The sequence below is a fragment of the Halomonas sp. 1513 genome (genome assembly GCA_001971685.1).
Lineage (GTDB): Bacteria > Pseudomonadota > Gammaproteobacteria > Pseudomonadales > Halomonadaceae > Franzmannia.
On the sequence record CP019326.1, the window covers coordinates 3,411,753 to 3,424,632 of the forward strand.

Annotated in this window: 15 protein-coding genes; 11 read left to right on the forward strand and 4 right to left on the reverse strand. The window is 64.1% G+C overall.

Features of this window, described 5'->3' with window-relative positions; genetic code table 11:
* The first annotated feature begins 10 nt into the window (after positions 1-10).
* Positions 11-904: a LysR family transcriptional regulator gene (locus BWR19_15480; GenBank protein ID APX94224.1), complete on the forward strand. Its 894-nt coding sequence runs from the start codon at positions 11-13 to the stop codon at positions 902-904.
* 27 nt (positions 905-931) lie between these two features.
* On the opposite strand, the gene BWR19_15485 is transcribed toward BWR19_15480, so the two are convergent.
* Positions 932-1,270 carry a hypothetical protein gene (locus tag BWR19_15485; GenBank protein ID APX94225.1) on the reverse strand — a complete coding sequence of 113 codons (339 nt, stop codon included), beginning with the start codon at positions 1,268-1,270 and terminating at the stop codon, positions 932-934.
* 45 nt (positions 1,271-1,315) lie between these two features.
* Positions 1,316-1,798, reverse strand: a complete 483-nt coding sequence (locus tag BWR19_15490) for a YfcE family phosphodiesterase (GenBank protein ID APX94226.1) — start codon at positions 1,796-1,798, stop codon at positions 1,316-1,318.
* A gap of 384 nt (positions 1,799-2,182) precedes the next feature.
* On the opposite strand from BWR19_15490, the gene BWR19_15495 reads away from it, so the two are divergent.
* Positions 2,183-2,407, forward strand: a complete 225-nt coding sequence (locus tag BWR19_15495; protein ID APX94227.1) for a hypothetical protein — start codon at positions 2,183-2,185, stop codon at positions 2,405-2,407.
* A gap of 70 nt (positions 2,408-2,477) precedes the next feature.
* Here BWR19_15495 and BWR19_15500 read toward each other — a convergent pair whose 3' ends face one another.
* Positions 2,478-3,047: a tRNA-specific adenosine deaminase gene (locus BWR19_15500; GenBank protein APX94228.1), complete on the reverse strand. Its 570-nt coding sequence runs from the start codon at positions 3,045-3,047 to the stop codon at positions 2,478-2,480.
* 233 nt (positions 3,048-3,280) lie between these two features.
* Here BWR19_15500 and BWR19_15505 point away from each other — a divergent pair, with 233 nt between their 5' ends.
* Entirely contained in the window at positions 3,281-4,156 is an 876-nt protein-coding gene (locus BWR19_15505; protein APX94229.1) for a cobalamin biosynthesis protein CbiX, read from the forward strand.
* 66 nt (positions 4,157-4,222) lie between these two features.
* Here the strand turns inward: BWR19_15505 and BWR19_15510 are convergent, their stop codons facing one another.
* Positions 4,223-4,954: a nitroreductase A gene (locus tag BWR19_15510; protein APX94230.1), complete on the reverse strand. Its 732-nt coding sequence runs from the start codon at positions 4,952-4,954 to the stop codon at positions 4,223-4,225.
* 167 nt (positions 4,955-5,121) lie between these two features.
* On the opposite strand from BWR19_15510, the gene BWR19_15515 reads away from it, so the two are divergent.
* The 8 genes from BWR19_15515 to BWR19_15550 all read left to right on the forward strand — a co-directional run bounded on the left by BWR19_15515 (position 5,122) and on the right by BWR19_15550 (position 12,867).
* Positions 5,122-6,012: a LysR family transcriptional regulator gene (locus BWR19_15515; protein APX94231.1), complete on the forward strand. Its 891-nt coding sequence runs from the start codon at positions 5,122-5,124 to the stop codon at positions 6,010-6,012.
* A 131-nt stretch (positions 6,013-6,143) separates the two neighbouring features.
* Positions 6,144-6,947, forward strand: coding sequence for a hypothetical protein (locus BWR19_15520; GenBank protein APX95060.1), 804 nt, complete (start codon positions 6,144-6,146; stop codon positions 6,945-6,947).
* A 34-nt stretch (positions 6,948-6,981) separates the two neighbouring features.
* Positions 6,982-8,046 carry a C4-dicarboxylate ABC transporter substrate-binding protein gene (locus BWR19_15525; GenBank protein APX94232.1) on the forward strand — a complete coding sequence of 355 codons (1,065 nt, stop codon included), beginning with the start codon at positions 6,982-6,984 and terminating at the stop codon, positions 8,044-8,046.
* 63 nt (positions 8,047-8,109) lie between these two features.
* Positions 8,110-8,706, forward strand: coding sequence for a TRAP transporter small permease protein (locus tag BWR19_15530; protein APX94233.1), 597 nt, complete (start codon positions 8,110-8,112; stop codon positions 8,704-8,706).
* The gene (locus BWR19_15535; protein APX94234.1) at positions 8,703-9,989 is read left to right on the forward strand and encodes a hypothetical protein; all 1,287 of its coding nucleotides are present in this window, start codon (positions 8,703-8,705) and stop codon (positions 9,987-9,989) included. The genes BWR19_15530 and BWR19_15535 overlap by 4 nt, the downstream gene beginning before the upstream one ends.
* A 33-nt stretch (positions 9,990-10,022) precedes the next feature.
* The gene (locus BWR19_15540; protein ID APX94235.1) at positions 10,023-10,700 is read left to right on the forward strand and encodes a hypothetical protein; all 678 of its coding nucleotides are present in this window, start codon (positions 10,023-10,025) and stop codon (positions 10,698-10,700) included.
* Positions 10,697-12,070: an amidase gene (locus BWR19_15545; GenBank protein ID APX94236.1), complete on the forward strand. Its 1,374-nt coding sequence runs from the start codon at positions 10,697-10,699 to the stop codon at positions 12,068-12,070. Before BWR19_15540 ends, BWR19_15545 begins: the two co-directional genes overlap by 4 nt.
* A complete protein-coding gene (locus tag BWR19_15550; protein APX94237.1) occupies positions 12,064-12,867 on the forward strand; it encodes a hypothetical protein in 804 nt (267 codons plus the stop codon). Before BWR19_15545 ends, BWR19_15550 begins: the two co-directional genes overlap by 7 nt.
* Positions 12,868-12,880: the final 13 nt, after the last annotated feature.

Sequence of the window (12,880 nt, forward strand, 5' to 3'; positions counted from 1 at the left end):
GATTTGGGCTATGACGAGACCTTACCTGCCGCTCAATGCCCTGCGCGCCTTCGAGGCTTCCGCCCGCCTGCGAAGCTTCACCCGCGCGGGTGACGAGCTGAACGTGACCCAGGCTGCCGTCAGCCATCAGGTCAAGCTCCTGGAACAGCGGCTGGGCGTGGTGCTGTTCAAGCGCCTGCCGCGGGGCCTGATGATTACCGCCGAAGGCGAGGCGCTGCTGCCGGTACTGGGCGATGCCTTCGACCGCATGGCCGAGATGCTGGGGCGCCTGGAGGGCGGCCAGGTCAGGGAGATCATGATGGTTGGCGCGGTGGGTACCTTTGCGGTGGGCTGGCTGCTGCCACGTCTGGCCGAGTTCCAGGCACGCCACCCGCTTATCGATGTGCGCCTCTCGACCCACAACAATCGGGTCGACATGGCCGCCGAGGGGTTGGATTTCGCCATTCGTTTCGGCGACGGCGCCTGGTACGGCTGCGATGCCGAGCCGCTGTTCGAGGCGCCGCTATCGCCCCTCTGCACACCGAGAGTCGCGGCAACGCTGGGCGCCCCTGACGACCTGATCCAGCACACCCTGCTGCGCTCCTATCGCGAGAACGAGTGGCCCAGCTGGTTTGCCGCGGCGGGCATCCCCCACCCACCACCGCTGGTGAGAGGCATCACCTTCGATTCCTCCCTGGCGATGATGGAGGCGGCCACCCAAGGCGCGGGCGTGGCACTGGCACCGCCGCGGATGTTCGAGCGCCAACTGGCAACGGCCAGCATCGTTCAGCCATTTGCGACCACCACGTCACTGGGCCGCTACTGGCTGACACGTCAGATATCCCGCGCCCCCAGCGCGGCAATGGCGACCTTCCGGGACTGGCTTCAGGATGCCGTGCATCAGGCCTATGGCGAGGCGGCCTGACCTTCGCTCGCCGACTTGTCGTAATACCTAGCCCGTCAACACCTGCGCCAGCTCGTGCCGATAGGCGGCTGCGTGCTGCGCCGGGTCGGCAGGAAAACGGCCAAGCGCCACCGCCAGCTCGAAGAAGCCCTGCCGCGGCAGATCGCCTCGGCGGCTGACCACCAGCGCCGCGATCAGCGGGCGACCGGCAGCCACGTCCTCGTGCATCAGGGCCTCCAGCGCCCGGGCAACGCGCTGGATGGTCCCCGGCGGCGTCAATCCCAGGGCCTCGGCGGCCTGCTGGTAGGTGATCGGCACGGCCTCGCTCGGCAGCTGGGTAAGCAGCGCGCGTAAGCGCGGCGCCAGCGTGGCTTCCTCGGTGGACATGTGTCTCGGCTCCAGGTCACGACAGGGTGGTCACCGCCGCTTGTCTCACAGCGGCAGATGCAGGATGGCGCCGCGCAGGCCGCGTTCATCGGCCCATAGCTTGCCCAGGGTGATGGGCAGGCGGAAGCGCCGCTTGCCGGCGGCACCGGGGTTGAACAGCAGCCGGTCATCCCGCCACTGGTTGCGCGGTTTATGGGAGTGGCCGTGGAGCACGGCGTCGCAGGGCGTGGCGGGGTCGAACGCCTCGAGGATATGCACCAGATGCAGGCGCCAGCCGTTGACGCTGAGGCCCAGCGTCGTCGGCAGTGCCTCGGCCCAGGGCGCGGTGTCGATATTGCCGCGCACCGTGGCCAGCGGGGCGAGCTCCCCCAGTCGTTCGAGGATGGCGGCGTCTTCTTCCCTGCTACCCACGTCGCCGAGGTGCAGAATCACGCCACAGCCTTCGAGCATCGCCAACGCCTCGGGACGCAGCAAGCCGTGGGTGTCGCTGATCACCCCGATGGGCCGTGCGCTGCTGATGGCCTGCATGATCGCCTCCTTCTTACCCTTCCGGTAGCCCCGCTACCTGCCCAGTGGTGCAATGCACAATATGTCGTTTTACTACAACGAGGCGTGCGGCTAATGGCGCTTTGTGCAGTGCATGATCCTGACCCATAGTGAAATCACGGTTCAGGACAGAGTATCGCTACCTCGATCCACTGACCTGACCCCAGCTACCAACTGAGCGCCATGCCTTATTTGATCCAGGCGCCAGAGCGAAGGTCTTGGAACGCTTGTGAACCTGTCGCAGTTGCAGCATTGGGCGCTTACCCGGCCCGGCATGAGTAGCTAAGGCACCAGAACGCCATCGTCGATGGCAACCCCAAGACGGGATGCTCCCGGGGGATGATGACCTTACACGAGGATGTAACCATGAACTGCACCCAACTGACCCAGCAAGCCGACGCCATTGCCAACACCTTCAGCAAGCTCGACCTTGCCAAGCTGGTGGTTGCCCTTAAGGGCAACGGCGAGTCCCTGCAGCATGCCGTCGAGGTGCTCGACACCATCGACGCCTGCCAGGGCTACACCCTCGACCAGGCCTGGGATGAAGTGCGCACCGGCGAGGCCCGCCTGCTGGCCGCCAGCGACGACTGACACTCCCTTACCGAGTCTCTCTTAGCATCAGCCTGCCCCCTCCTCGGAGGGGGCGTTTTCATTTCCCCCTTCACTTCCCGCCACTAAGGCCCTGCCAGTCTTCACGGTCAAGCTCGGGCTTCTCGGCGCGGAAGCGCGCATACAGCTCGATACCACGAGCGTCTTCCAACACTTCTACCTCTACGCCTTTGCTGCGCAGCAAGGCTTCGGTGCCCGAGGCATTGGTGACATCGCCCACCACCACCCGGTCAAAGCCGCGCATATGCACCAGGGTCGCGCAGATCTCGCAGGGGCTAAGCGAGGTAAATAGCGTGGTGCGGCTGAAGTCGATGCGGCCGGCATCGCGGATCGCCGAGGTCTCGCCGTGGTGATAGGGGTGGTTCTCCTGCACCAGGGTGTTGTGGCCCTTGCCGAGAATCCGCCGCGTGGCGTTGTCGATGATCACCGCCCCAATCGGGCAGCCGCCCTCGTCATAGCTCTTCTGCGCCAGCAGCACCGCGATACGCATCATGTCGGCGTCGCTCAGGCGCTGGGCGAAAGGCTCATCCATCAACGCCGGCAGGCTGGCCGTTGGCATATGCGCAATGGCGCTGAGTGCGGCGTCCGAGAGCTCCGCGTTTGCGTTGAGTAGCGTTTCCATCACATCTCCCAATAATCGAATAGCCACCCCGCCCGCGGGCCTGGGTGCCTATCAGGCTACTACATGCGCGGAGACGCGGCATGCGGCAGCCATTTTTCCCTGAAGGGAAAAACATGTCGTCCCATCGCGCTTTCCTTGCAATATGTCCCTATTGGGAAAATCATCGTTGATCGTGTGATTGCACGAACCGCCCAACGCAGCGCCACTCCGCCTGCCCCAGCCAAGAGACCTCCATGCGCAAGATTCTGCTCGTCGACAACGGCTCACTGCGCCCCCAGGCCGCCCTCAACCTGCGTCGCCTGGCCGATGAACTCAGCCAGGCCAGCGGCGAGGCCGTCGAGGCCGCCTCGCTGCTGCACTCCTACAAGATCCCCCCCGAGCAGCTCGGCGGCCGCAAGGCGGTATCGATGGGCCCGCTGGCCGAGCAGGCCGCCGCCCAGGGCGTCACCGAGCTGGTGATCGTGCCGTTCTTCTTCGGCCCCAGCCAGGCGTTGACCCGCTACCTGCCGGAGCGCCTGGCCGAGGTACAGGCCAGCCACCCCAAACTGAGCATCAAGGTGGCGCTGCCGCTGGTCGACAGCCAGGCGCCACTGGACCTGCGCTTGGCCCAGGTATTGGCGGACAACGTGCGCGAGCGTATGCCGGGCCTGGCACGACCCAAGGTGGTGCTGGTCGATCACGGCAGCCCGATTCCCGAGGTCACGGCGGTGCGCAACTACCTCGCCGGCCAGCTCAGCGTACTGCTCGCCGAGGAGGCCAGCTGCGTCACCTTTGCCTCCATGGAGCGCCGCGACGGCGACGCCTACCGCTTCAACGAGCCACTGCTGGAGACCCTGCTGGCCTCTCCCGCCATGGCCCAGGGCGACGTGATCCTGGCCATGCTGTTTCTCTCCCCCGGGCGCCACGCCGGCGAGGGCGGCGACATCGCCGAGATCTGCGAGCAGGCGATGGCTCACGCCCCCGCGCTCAACGTCACCACCACGCGTTTGGTGGGTGAGCACGACGGCATCATGGAGATCCTCGCTACCCGTCTGCAGCAGGGCCTGGCAGGCGAGCCGCTGCTGCTGGAGATGACGCCCTCTGCCTCGGCTTCATCCCGGCCCGTCTGATTTAAGCCTGAGCCGACAAATTCACATCCAGTGCCGGCGGGCCGAGCACTGGAAGGCGCGGGGCGCCTACTTCATCTCGAAGCCGCGCTTGACCAGGAACTCTCGCATATGCGGGCGCAGCTTGGTGTCGAACAGCGGCGACAGGTTGCGTGACCAGTCGGTGTCCTTTTTGCCGCCGCTACGCTCGCTGTAGTAGCGGTTCATGGTGGCGTCGAAGGCCGCGACCTGGCCATCCTCCTCACGGTAGGTGTTCTCCATCAGGATCGCTTCCACCGGCAGGCGCGGCTTGACGTCGGGGTCCTGGGCCGGGTAGCCGAGGCACAGCCCGAACACCGGATAGACGTGATCCGGCAACTCGAGCAGCTCGCTGATCTGCTGGGGGTTGTTGCGAAGGCCGCCGATGTAGCAGATACCCAGCCCCTCGGACTCGGCAGCCACGACCACGTTCTGGGCCATCAGGGCGGCATCGATGCTGGCCACCAGCAGTTGCTCGGTCATGCCCCGCACGACCTTGGCGCCGGTGCGCTCGGAGGCCTCGGTGGGGCGCTTCATATCGGCACAAAGTACCAGGAAATCCGAACAGCTGGCGATATAGCCCTGGCCACCGGCCAGCTCGGCGATCATCTCGCGCTTGGCCGGATCCGTGACATGGATGACGCTATACGCCTGCACGTGATTCGAGGTCGCCGCCGCCTGGCCGGCCCTGATCAGCTCCAGCAGCAGCTCGCGGGGAATCTTCTGATCAGTGAACTTGCGGATCGAGCGATGGGACTTCAGCAATTCGATGGTGGGATTCATGGGGCCTCGCTAAACGTTGCGTTGCTAACGGGTCAAATCGATAACTGCCAAGATACCACCCACACCTCCGCTCTGGCATGCTCCCAGTGCCGGCCTCGGCGGCAAGTACCCCGAGGCGGTAGTCATCATTTGCTGGCAACGCCCCCGTTTCAGGAGCAGGGATTCCGATGAATATTCGTACGCTGGAGACCTTTGTCTGGATTGCCCGGCTGGGCAGTTTTCGAGCAGCTGCCAAGCGCTTGTACGCTTCCCAGCCATCGGTATCGGCACGCATTGCGGGGCTCGAGGATCAGCTCGGCGTGGAGCTATTCGACCGCATAGGCAGGCACGTGAAACTGACGGCCAAGGGGCGCGAGCTGCTGGTATATGCCGAGAAGATGTTGAACCTGCATAGCGAGATGCTACAGGTGGTGGCTACGCCAACGGCCATCCACGGCACCATTCGCCTGGGCGTATCGGAAACCATCGCTCATACCTGGCTACCGCAGATGATAGAGCGCGTCAGCGAGGCCTACCCGGCGATCAACCTGGAGCTTGATGTCGACATTTCCGTCAATCTGGCCGACAAAGTGGCGAATCACGATATCGACATCGCCTTCCTGATGGGCAAGGTCAATCAGCCGGGCATGATCAACCGACGCCTGTGTCGCTACTCGCTGGTATGGGTGGCGAGCCCGCGCCTGGCGATCCCTGACACACCCTTATCACCGGCCGATCTGGCCAAGTGGCCGATCATCACCTACCCGCGCAAGAGCGAACCCTATACCAACATTCGCTCATTGGTGGATCCCATGAATCACTCGACCCAGATTCATTCGAGCTCGTCACTCTCCACTATCATCCGCATGACGGTCGACGGCATCGGCATCAGCGCCCTGCCCCGCGAGATCATTCAGCAGGAACTGGCCTCGGGGCGACTCAAGCAGTTCGACGTGGAGGTGTCGATTCCAGACCTGGTCTTCAATGCGGCCTACGGCGCGGCACCAGGCGGCAATGTCGTGCACGCTGTGGCCGAGCTCTCTTTTCACACCGTCTCCGAGTGCAACGTCGATACCTGACTCCGCCAGGCGTACCCACTGACGCAAGCTACTGATCCAAATCTTGGATCAATACTGATCTTAATTTTCGAATTGTATAAATCATTGTTTCTGCCTTAACTGTAATGACGTGCATTCAGAGGCAGATCTCCATGTCGTCCGCTAGCTCACTAGATGCTTATTCGACCCCACTGGCCGTTCGCCTTGCCGCCAGGGAAGGCGTATTGACAGGGCCTACCGCAGGCCTGGCCAATGGCTTCGTGCAGGTCAATCTGGTGATACTCCCCGAGGCCCAGGCCAACGGCTTTCTGCGCTTTTGCCAAGCCAATCCCAAGCCGTGCCCGGTACTCGCGGTCAGTGAGCCAGGGGCGAGAGGGTGTGAGGCGCTTGGCGATGACATGGATATTGCTCGAGATGTGCCCGCCTATCGGATTTATCGCAACGGTCAGGCAAGCGACAGCGTCGCTGAGGTAGCAGAGGTGTGGCGCGATGACCTGGTGACCATTGCACTGGGCTGCTCGTTTACCTTCGAGCATGCCTTGCAGCAGGGGGGACTCGAGGTGCGACATGTCGAGCAAGGTCGCAATGTGCCCATGTTCAACACCACGCTCCCCCTGGCCACGGCGGGGGGATTCGGTGGCAACCTGGTGGTGTCTATGCGCCCTTATTCGGCGGCCGACGCCATTCGGGCCATCCAGATCACCACCCGCTTCCCCCAGGCTCACGGTGCACCGGTGCACCTTGGCGATCCCACCCTGATAGGCATCACCAACATCGATTCCCCCGACTACGGGGAAAGCGTGTCAGTGGCTGATGACGAACTGCCGCTTTTCTGGGCCTGCGGCGTGACCCCGCAGCAGGTGTTGATCGATGCGGGTATCACGTTCGCTATCACCCACAGCCCAGGGCATATGCTGCTCACCGATATTCCTGACAGCTGCCTGTCCCTGTTGTAGCTCTACACAAACCCAAGAAAGTGAGGAAAATGCGATGATTACAAGAAACTCCCTCGTCTCCGCTGCTGCCGTCACCCTGGCCGTCGCAGGCTCCCATGCCGTGGCCCAGGAGATCGACGAAACCAGCCTTTCCTATGTCGGCAGCTGGAGCAGCCTGTCGCTGTACCAGAACTTCGAGCGTCCCTTCTGGGAGCGCCATATCCCCGAAGCCTCCGGCGAGCGTATCTCGACGGACGTTACCACCTTCGATCAGATGGGCCTTAGCGGTGGCGAGGTCTATCGTCTGATGGGACGTGACGTGGTGGAGATTGCCTCTACGGTGATCAACTACGCCGTGCAGGATGCACCTGAGCTCGAAGGCCTGGATATGCCGATGCTGGCACCGGATGTGGCAACCGCCAGGGAAGTCGCGGAAGCCTATCGCCCGGTACTGGCCGATGCCTTCGCCAAGCGCTACCAGGATGCGCAACTGCTGGCGGTGGTGCCCTACCCCTCGCAGATGGTGTTCTGCAACGTCGAGATCGATGGCCTCTCGGACCTGGAAGGCAAGAAGGTACGCGCTAGCGGGCGCACCACCGCCGAGTTCCTCGAAGCGCTGGGCGCCGAAGGCATCACGCTCAACTTCAGCGAAGTGCCCGGCGCCCTTCAGCGCGGCGTCGTCGACTGCGCCGTGACCGGCTCGCTGTCGGGCTTCAGCTCTGGCTGGCACGAGGTCTCTACGCACCTCTATCCGCTTCCAGTCGGCGGCTGGGATCACGTCGTCACGGCCATGAACGGCAACAAGTGGGCGTCGCTTTCCAGCGAGACCCAGGAGTGGCTGATGAGCGAGATTCGCGACAACTACGAGAACCCGGTGTGGGAGTCTGCCGTCGAGGAGACCCGCGAGGGGATTGCCTGCCTGACCGGCGAAGGCGAGTGCACGCGAGGCGATGCCGGCAGCATGGTCCTGGTCGAGGCAACGGATGAGGACTACGCCGAGGCCACTCGTCACCTCGAGGAAACCCTGCTGCCTAACTGGGCGAACCGCGTTGACCAGGAGTGGGTCGATCGCTGGAACGAGACCATTGGTTCAGTGACCGGCCTGACAGCGGCCAAGTAATCGCACTGGATCATTGTCGACGACCGGGCTGCCAGCCAGCCCGGTTTCGCTCTGGAGAGAGACATGTTCGCACGGGTCAACACTACCCTCGACAAGCTGCTGGATATGGTACAGATCGGCTCGCTTTGGTTGGCGCGCGCCGGTGGCGTACTGATCCTCGTGACCGTCGCCATGGTGACGATAGAAGTCCTCTCGCGGCGCTTCATGGGACGCTCTGCCGTTCATGCCACCGAGCTCACGGGCTATATCATGGCGATCAGCGCCAGCTGGTCGTTCGCCTTCACCCTGATGCGCAAAGCGCATATCCGCATCGATGCCTTGTACCTGAATTTTCCTGTCAAGGTGCGTGGCGTGCTTGATCTGATCGCGCTGCTGGCCATGGCACTGTTCTGCATCCTGGTGACAGGCGCTGCCTTCGAGATCACCAGCGACTCCTATACCGGCGGCGCCACCGCCAATACTCCCCTCGGCACCCCCATCTGGATACCTCAGGCGCTGTGGTTGCTTGGCCTGACCTGGTTCAGCATTGCGGTCGGCCTGGTCACGCTCCGCGTGCTGTTTGGCCTGCTGGGACGAGATATCGAAGGTGTTCAACGGATCGCCGGTAGCCCGACGCTCGATGAGCAGATAAGCGAAGAAAACAAGGAACCCCTGTCATGATCTTGCTCGCACTGCTGGTACTCCTTGTCCTCCTGCTGATCAGCGTACCGGTCGCGGCAACGCTTATTGCACTGGGGCTTTTCCTGGATGAGTTCTTTTCTCCCCTCCCGCTGGTCAGAGCCATGGGCGACGTGCTCTGGTCGGCCTCGGACAGCTTCCTGCTGATCGCCATCCCCCTTTTCATCCTGCTCGGCGAGATCCTGGTGCGCACCGGTATTGCCAAGGGTACCTATCGTGCTCTTGAGAGCTGGCTATCGTGGCTACCGGGCGGCTTGTTGCATGCCAATATCGGCACCGCGACGCTGTTTTCTGCCACCTCTGGCTCCAGCGTGGCAACCGCCGCCACCATCGGCACCGTGGCGATCCCTCAGGGCAAGGAGATGAAATACGATCCCAAGCTGTTCACCGGGTCGATTGCGGCCGGGGGCACGCTGGGGATCATGATTCCTCCCTCCATCAATCTGATCGTCTACGGCTTCCTGACCGAGACCTCGATTCCTCAGTTGTTTGCGGCGGGGTTGCTTCCCGGGCTTCTGCTGGCGGTGCTGTTCATGGCCGGCACCGCGCTGATCTGCCTGTGGCGCCCAAGCCTCGGCGGCCCCAGCACGCACCACAGCTGGGGAGAGCGCTTCTCGGGGCTCAAGCATCTGGTTCCGGTGCTGCTGCTGTTCGGCATTGTGGTGGGCTCGATCTATGCCGGCTGGGCGACCCCCACCGAGGCGGCCTCCCTGGGGGTGATCGGCGCGCTGCTGATCGCGCTGTTCATGCGCAAGCTATCGCTTGGCATCATCATTGAGGCATTGGACGGCACCATGCGCACCACCGGCATGATCATGCTGATCATAATCGCCTCATATTTCCTCAATTTCGTGCTGGCCTCCACCGGCGTGACCCGTGAGCTGGCCGGCTTTCTGGAGTCGGCGGGCCTCGGGCCCTACTCGACGCTGATGCTGGTGATCGTGCTCTACATCGTACTGGGCTTCTTCATCGAGACCCTGTCGCTGATGGTGATCACCATCCCCATCGTGGCGCCGATCATAATCGCCATGGGCTTTGACCCGGTGTGGTTTGGCATCCTGTTGATCCTGCTGATCGAGATGGCGCTGATCACCCCGCCGGTGGGACTCAACCTCTACGTGGTGCAGGGGGTTCGCCAGGGCGGCTCCTTCAACGACGTGATGCTGGGCGCCATGCCCTACGTCGGCATCATGTTCCTGATGGCCATCGTGCTGATCCTGTTCCCGTCGGTCGCCATGTACCTGCCCAACCTGCTGCGCGGATAGCACCGCACACCACCGACAACCAAGGAGACTCCAATGACAAGGTTTTATCTATCCGAGACAGCGCAGCCCATCGACGTTGAGATCAAGGAGCTGATCATTGCCGGCTGGGCCGGCCGTGAGCAGGCCGCCATTGACGAGCATATCGAGGAACTCAAGGAGATTGGCGTCACGCCACCTTCCTCCACGCCACTGTTCTACCGCGTAGCGGCCAACCAGCTGACCACCGATGCGGCCATTCAGGTACTCGGCGAGGCCTCGAGCGGAGAAGTGGAAATCGTGTTGATCGGCACGCCCCAGGGCACCCTGATGGGCATCGGTTCAGATCATACTGATCGCGAGGCCGAAGCCTGGTCGGTGGCGCACTCCAAGCAGGTCTGCGCCAAGCCCATCAGCCAACAGCTGTGGCGCCTGGACAGCGTGATCGAGCATTGGGATGAGCTGCAGATGAGCGCCTACGCCACCTTCGACGGCAAGGAAGTGCTGTACCAGCAAGGTGCCGTGACGGGGCTGCTGCATCCAACCGAGTTGCTCAAGCGCTTCGGCCTCGAGCAGCCGCAGCTGGCCCCCGGTCAAGCGATGCTGTGCGGTACCCTGCCGGTGATCGGTGGGGTGCGCGCCTCAGAGGCATTTCGTATGGTGCTCGAGGATCCCGTCACCGGTCGCAAACTGGAGCACCGCTACGCCGTCCAGACGCTTGAGGTGGTGGCATGAGCAACACCACACCCTTGAGTCAGCCGAATGGACGCTCGGCGACCCTCGAGGCCTTGCTCGATGGCATGCAAGACGGTCGATGGCAGGCCAGCGACCTGCTCGACGCCAGCCTCAAGAACGCCGACGCTCGGGACGATCCCCGAGCCCAGGTCTACACCCGCCGTTTCGAGCGCACTGCCCGCGCCGAGGCGGCGGCGGCCGATCGACTGCGTGCCGACGGCGTGCCGACGGGCCAGCTGGCCGGGCTGCCGATTGCCCTCAAGGCGCTGTTCGATGTGGCCGGCGAAGTCACCCATGCCGGCTCCCAGGGGTGGCAAACGGCAGCGCAGCGGGATGGCGTTATCGTCGCCCGCCTGCGCCGCGAGGGGGCGGTGTTGACCGGGCATACCAACATGACCGAATTCGCCTACTCCGGGCTGGGACTCAACCCCCACTACGGCACCCCCGACAACCCACTCGCCCCTGGGCGTATCCCCGGCGGCTCCTCGTCGGGGTCTGCCGTGGCGGTAGCTCAGGGCATGGCCGCGGCGGGCATCGGTACCGACACCGGCGGCTCGGTGCGCATCCCCGCCGCGTTCTGCGGGCTGGTGGGTTTCAAGCCCTCCCAGGCTCGCGTTCCCCGTGAGGGCACCTTCCCGCTCTCGGACAGCCTCGACTCGATCGGCCCCATCGCCCGCAGCGTGGCCTGCTGTGCCCGCCTCGATGCGGTGCTCGCCGGCCAGCCCTGGCAGCCTCTGTCAGCCCTGCCCTTGAAGGGGCGGCGCTTCGTCGTGCCTGGCGACTATATGCTCGACGGCATGGATGCAGCGGTGGAAGCCGCCTTTACCCGCAGCCTGGCACTGCTGCGCGACGCTGGCGCCACGCTCATCGAGGCCCCAGCGCCGGTCCTGGCCAGCCTACCGGAGCTGCTCGAAGGGGGCGGCTTTACCGCCGCCGAGAGCTACCACCTGCACCGCCAATGGCTTGGCGAGCATGGCGAGCGCTACGACCCGCGGGTTCGCTCGCGGATCGAGAAGGGCGCTGCCTTGAGCGCGGCGGACTACCTCGAACTGCTGCAGCGCCGGCGCGAACGCCAGCGTCAGGCCGATGCATGGCTCGCCGACTTCGATGGCCTGTTGGCCCCCACCGTGCCGGTGGTCCCGCCGCGCCATGAAGAGGTCGCCAGTGACGATGACTATGCCCGCCTCAATCTGCTGATCCTGCGCAACCCGACGGTGGCCAACCTGCTCGACCTGTGCGCAATCACACTGCCCAATCACGCTCCGGGAGAGCTGCCCAGCGGGTTGATGCTGATCGGCCGCAACGGCGAGGATGCCACCCTGTTGCGCCAGGCGCTGGCGATCGAAGCGGCCATGGAACAGCGATGCTGATCGTTCTGGCGATCAAGCTGGTGGCCACCGCGGTGGTGGTCATCGGCGTGTCCATTGCGGTGGGCAAACTGGGACCTAGACTCGGCGGCATCATTGCCGGCATGCCGATCGTGCTGGGTCCCGGCTACTTTTTCATGCTTCAGGAGCAGTCGCCGGCGTTCATTCGCGAGGCGGCACTCTCGACGCTGCATGCCCTGGTCGCCACGCTGGTATTCAGTATCTGCTTCGTGGTCTCGGCCAGGCGGCTGGGCGCCAGGGCAAGCCTGGCGCTGGCAACCCTGTGCTGGGTCCCTGCGGCACTACTCTTCTCGCAGCTACCGGGCGGGGCGGCCATGGCCGTGCTGATGTACGCCGTGGTGCTGCTGCTGGCCGAGGGCGTGAAGCGCTACCTCAGGCTGAGTCCGCCGCGGGTGGTCGCCGTCTCGGGCTGGTTCGACCTGATCTTGCGCGGCGTGCTAGCCGGCGTGCTGGTGAGCGTCGCCACCACCCTGGCGGCCAATGCCGGTCCGCTGCTCTCCGGCCTCTTGGTGGGCTTTCCCATCGGCCTGCTGACCATCGGCTGGACCCTTCACCAGCGCTATGGCGTCGAGGTGGCCCGCGCCACCGTGAGCATGGCGCAGCAGGGCATGCTGAGCCTGGTGGCCTTCGGCCTGGTGACGGCCGTCCTGGCGGGCACGCTGCCCCCGCTGATCACATTTCTGTCGGCACTGCTTGCCTCGATGGGGGTGAGCGCCGGCCTGTTCATGCTCAGTCAGTGGCGCACCAGACGAGCGTGTGCCAATCCCCCCGCCCTATAACAGAGGAAGCCGA

Excerpts from the sequence above, each read along its gene's own strand:
- BWR19_15480 (APX94224.1), top strand. The coding sequence starts at position 11 with ATGACGAGACCTTACCTGCCGCTCAATGCCCTGCGCGCCTTCGAGGCT.
- BWR19_15485 (APX94225.1), bottom strand. The coding sequence starts at position 1,270 with ATGTCCACCGAGGAAGCCACGCTGGCGCCGCGCTTACGCGCGCTGCTT.
- BWR19_15490 (APX94226.1), bottom strand. The coding sequence starts at position 1,798 with ATGCAGGCCATCAGCAGCGCACGGCCCATCGGGGTGATCAGCGACACC.
- BWR19_15495 (APX94227.1), top strand. The coding sequence starts at position 2,183 with ATGAACTGCACCCAACTGACCCAGCAAGCCGACGCCATTGCCAACACC.
- BWR19_15500 (APX94228.1), bottom strand. The coding sequence starts at position 3,047 with ATGGAAACGCTACTCAACGCAAACGCGGAGCTCTCGGACGCCGCACTC.
- BWR19_15505 (APX94229.1), top strand. The coding sequence starts at position 3,281 with ATGCGCAAGATTCTGCTCGTCGACAACGGCTCACTGCGCCCCCAGGCC.
- BWR19_15510 (APX94230.1), bottom strand. The coding sequence starts at position 4,954 with ATGAATCCCACCATCGAATTGCTGAAGTCCCATCGCTCGATCCGCAAG.
- BWR19_15515 (APX94231.1), top strand. The coding sequence starts at position 5,122 with ATGAATATTCGTACGCTGGAGACCTTTGTCTGGATTGCCCGGCTGGGC.
- BWR19_15520 (APX95060.1), top strand. The coding sequence starts at position 6,144 with ATGTCGTCCGCTAGCTCACTAGATGCTTATTCGACCCCACTGGCCGTT.
- BWR19_15525 (APX94232.1), top strand. The coding sequence starts at position 6,982 with ATGATTACAAGAAACTCCCTCGTCTCCGCTGCTGCCGTCACCCTGGCC.
- BWR19_15530 (APX94233.1), top strand. The coding sequence starts at position 8,110 with ATGTTCGCACGGGTCAACACTACCCTCGACAAGCTGCTGGATATGGTA.
- BWR19_15535 (APX94234.1), top strand. The coding sequence starts at position 8,703 with ATGATCTTGCTCGCACTGCTGGTACTCCTTGTCCTCCTGCTGATCAGC.
- BWR19_15540 (APX94235.1), top strand. The coding sequence starts at position 10,023 with ATGACAAGGTTTTATCTATCCGAGACAGCGCAGCCCATCGACGTTGAG.
- BWR19_15545 (APX94236.1), top strand. The coding sequence starts at position 10,697 with ATGAGCAACACCACACCCTTGAGTCAGCCGAATGGACGCTCGGCGACC.
- BWR19_15550 (APX94237.1), top strand. The coding sequence starts at position 12,064 with ATGCTGATCGTTCTGGCGATCAAGCTGGTGGCCACCGCGGTGGTGGTC.